General features: G+C 73.1%; 3 protein-coding genes and 1 pseudogene. 1 reads left to right on the top strand and 3 read right to left on the bottom strand.

Going from position 1 to position 3,687, the window contains the following annotated elements; genetic code table 11:
• From C1I99_RS30355 to C1I99_RS30340, 3 genes are all read right to left on the bottom strand, one after another.
• A partial coding sequence (locus tag C1I99_RS30355; protein WP_111137595.1) for a VOC family protein occupies positions 1-383 on the bottom strand: 383 nt, incomplete at its 3' end.
• Positions 384-702: 319 nt separating this feature from the next.
• Positions 703-1,905, bottom strand: a complete 1,203-nt coding sequence (locus C1I99_RS30345) for a sensor histidine kinase (RefSeq protein WP_111137594.1) — start codon at positions 1,903-1,905, stop codon at positions 703-705.
• A gap of 415 nt (positions 1,906-2,320) precedes the next feature.
• Positions 2,321-2,989 (bottom strand): response regulator transcription factor, encoded by a 669-nt coding sequence (locus C1I99_RS30340; protein ID WP_111137593.1) that lies wholly within the window; start codon positions 2,987-2,989, stop codon positions 2,321-2,323.
• Positions 2,990-3,136: 147 nt separating this feature from the next.
• Between C1I99_RS30340 and C1I99_RS30335 the strand changes: the two are divergent.
• Positions 3,137-3,687: pseudogene (locus tag C1I99_RS30335) on the top strand (peptidase C39 family protein); the annotation flags it as partial.

The raw sequence follows: 3,687 nt of genomic DNA, 5'->3' as shown, positions 1-3,687 counted from the left end.
GGGTGGGAGAACGCGGACCGCTCGGCGTTGCTGCGCAACACGCAGAACTCGTTGCCCTCGGGGTCGGCCAGCACCACCCATCCTGTACCGTCGGGGTTTCGGTGGTCGCCCACGAATGTCGCGCCCAGTGCCCTGACCCGTTCGACCTCCTCGTCGCGCGTGATCTCGGGGGTAAGGCAGACGTGGACCCGATTTTTCACGACCTTGGTCTCCGGAACCCGCTGAAAAAACAGGTCTGGGCCCTCGGGCATCTCGATGTACGCCTCTTCCTCGCCGGGCTCACACTCGGCGGCGATCGGACGGTCGACTACCTGGCTCCAGAACGTGGCCAATTTGTACGGGTCGGCGGCGTCGAAACAGACGTTGCGCAAGGATGTTGGCATACGGGTGTTCCTACCTGTTCCGTGCCGGTCGATCGACCGGTTTTGCCCCGCGCCACCGGCAACGTGAAACTGGTTCTTGGTTGGAACACCTGCGCCCAGAAGCCGGCCAGGGCGTACGGGTCGCGGCAGTCGATGCCGATGTTGTGGATCCGTGCACTCACGGGTGTTCCTCCGTCGTGGCGGAGGCGCCCCGCCGGGTGATGTCAGCGCTGGTCGGGGCGGGGCGCGGGACTGGTCATGGTGGACATCGACGCACCCCCTCTCACCGTCCGGCTGACTGCCATGATCTTGTCAGCCGGGGCGTGCCGACGCAACCCTGTCACCGCCCCGGCGGCGCCTCCGGTCCGGTGGACGACTCGCCGGTCAGCGCCGGGGCGGCGTCCGCGGCGGGTAGCGTCACGGTGACCTCCAGACCGCCTCCGGGCTGAGCGATCGCGGTGACGGTGCCGCCGTGCGCGTCGCAGACCGCCCGGACGATGGAGAGTCCGAGGCCGGAGCCGCGGGCACCGGTGCGCTCCCGGCCGCCCCGCCGGAACGGCTCGAACAGCCCCGGCACGTCGGCCTGGTCGACCTCGAAGCCGGTGTTGCCCACCACCAGCCAGGAGCGATACCCGTCCGAGCCGGTCCGCACCCAGAGCCGGCCGTGCAGGTGGTTGTAGCGGACCGCGTTCTCGATCAGGTTGCCGGCCAGCCGGTCCAGCAGCCCCGGGTCGCCGACCACCGGCGCCGATTCCAGCGAGGTCTGCACCCGCAGCCCGATCCGCTCCACCTCCCGGCGTACCGCCGACAGGGCGGTGGCGGTGCCGGCGGCGAGGTCGCACTCGGCGCGCCGGCCCAGCCGGCGGCCGGCCTGCGCCTCGCTGCGGGCCAGCACCAGCAGCGCGTCGACCAGCCCGTTGGCCCGCTCGGAGGCGTCCCGGACGACGGTGGCCATCCGGCGGTACTCGGCGGCGTCCGCCTCGTCGTCACTGAGCGTCACGTCAATCTCGGTACGCATCACCGCGAGGGGGGTGCGCAGCTCGTGGGAGGCGTTGGCGACGAACCGCTTCTGCGCCTCGAAGGCGGCGGCGATTCGGTCCAGCATCGCGTCGAAGGTCTGCGCCAGCTCGGCCACCTCGTCATCCGCGCCCGTCCAGCGGATCCGCTGGTCGAGGGTGGTCTCGCCGAGCCGCCGGGCGGTGGCGGTGACCTGGTGCAGCGGGCGCAGCGCCCGGCCGGCCACCGCGTACGCCCCGGCCACCCCGACGAGGCTGATCGCCAGCAGCGCGCCGAGCCCCTTGGCCAGCAGCTCCCCCGAGGCGGAGTCGACCAGCTGCCGCTGCCACTGCGCGGCGTCCAGCGACCGGCCGTCGGCCAGCACCACGGTGGTGCCGGGGAGCAGCTCGTCGGTCGGGCGCAGCGCGTCGCGGACCAGCAGCCAGGCCAGCAGCACCAGGATCGCGCCCGCGCCGACCAGCAGCACCCCGTTGAGCAGGGTCAGCCGCAGCCGCAGGGTCGGGCGCAGCCGCAGCCGCCGGGTCACTGGAACACCTCCGTTCGCGACTGCGGGGCTCGCGAACCCGGCTCACTCCTCGCGCTCACGACCGCCACCTCCGTTCGCGACTGCGGGGCTCGCAAACCCGGCTCACTCCTCGCGCTCACGACCGCCACCTCCGTTCGCGACTGCGGGGCTCGCAAACCCGGCTCACTCCTCGCGCTCACGACCGCCACCTCCGTTCGCGACTGCGGGGCTCGCAAACCCGGCTCACTCCTCGCGCTCACGACCGCCACCTCCGTTCGCGACTGCGGGGCTCGCAAACCCGGCTCACTCCTCGCGCTCACGACCGCCACCTCCGTTCGCGACTGCGGGGCTCGCAAACCCGGCTCACTCCTCGCGCTCACGACCGCCACCTCCGTTCGCGACTGCGGGGCTCGCAAACCCGGCTCACTCCTCGCGCTCACGCTGACACCTCGGCCGTGCGGTAGCCGGCGCCGACCACCGTCTCGATCAGCGGCGGGTCGCCCAGCTTCTTGCGCAGCGTCATCACGGTCACCCGGACGATGGTGGTGAACGGGTCGGTGTTGGCGTCCCAAACCCGTTCCAGCAGCTCCTCGCTGGAGACCACCGCTCCGCGAGCCTTGAGCAGCTCGCAGAGCACGCCGAACTCCTTGTTCGTCAGGTCGATCGGGGCGCCGCCGCGGGTGGCCACCCGGCGGGCCGGGTCGAGCACCAGGTCGGCCAGTTCGAGCACCGGCGGCGCGGCCGGGGTGGCCCGCCGGCCGAGCGCCTGCACCCGGGCGACCAGCTCGTCGAAGGCGAACGGCTTGGGCAGGTAGTCGTCGGCGCCGAGCTGCAACCCCTCCACCCGGTCGGCGACGGTGCCGCTGGCGGTCAGCATCAGCACCCGGGTCAGCGCGCCGGAGGCGGCCAGCTCGGCGCAGATCTGGTCGCCGTGCACGCCGGGCAGGTCCCGGTCCAGCACCACCACGTCGTACCGGGTCACGAAGGCCAGCTCGTGGCCGCTGTCGCCGTCGTAGGCGACGTCCACCGCCATGCCCCGCCTGCGCAACCCCCGCGCGATCGCGTCGGCGAGGTTGCGCTCGTCCTCGACCACCAGTACCCGCATCCCGGCCTCCTCGCGCCTGACCTCCCGACAACCTAGTGCCGGCCGCCAAACCAGCGTTCCTCGCCGTCCGCGTGGGCCGCCGTTGCAGAAAACCTTCGTCGTGCGCGATGCTTCCGGCAGCGGTCTTCGAAAGGGCGGGGACGGGTCATGACCGACGCGGCACCGACGGCCCGGCGGGACATCGCCTATCGGGCCTTCCGCCTGCCCGCCGACGCGCACCAGGGCGTCCTGGCCGGGGTGCGCGCCGGCGGTCGCGGGATCGAACTGGCTGACCCGGTCGGGCGGCTCGACCACACCGACCCCGACAGCCGCACCCGCCGGTACGCCGCCGGCAGCTGGACCTCACCACCTGTCGCCGCCGGATTCGCTGTGCGGGAGGTGGTGCCGTCCTGGACGGCGGACGCCCCGGCGGGCTGCTGGCTGCGGGTGGAGCTGCGCGGCTGGGGCGACGATTCGCCGGCCACCGGCTGGTACGTGCTCGCCGACTGGGCGGCCGACGACCACGCGTTCCGCCGGACCTCGGTGCCCGGGCAGCGGGACGCCGACGCCCGGGTGGACACCGACACCCTGGTGGTGACCGGCGCGACGGTCACCGGGTGGCAGGTCCGGGTGACCCTGCTGCGGCCGGCGGACGACGCCGACGTGGCTGCTCCGCCCGGGCCCCCCGCCCCCGCCGGCCCCGTGCTGCGTAGCGTCGG

Origin of the sequence: Micromonospora deserti (assembly GCF_003236335.1) — a bacterium.
GTDB lineage: Bacteria > Actinomycetota > Actinomycetes > Mycobacteriales > Micromonosporaceae > Micromonospora > Micromonospora deserti.
This window is presented reverse-complemented; position numbering and strand designations above follow the sequence as displayed.

Excerpts from the sequence above, each read along its gene's own strand:
- C1I99_RS30340 (WP_111137593.1), bottom strand. The coding sequence starts at position 2,989 with ATGCGGGTACTGGTGGTCGAGGACGAGCGCAACCTCGCCGACGCGATC.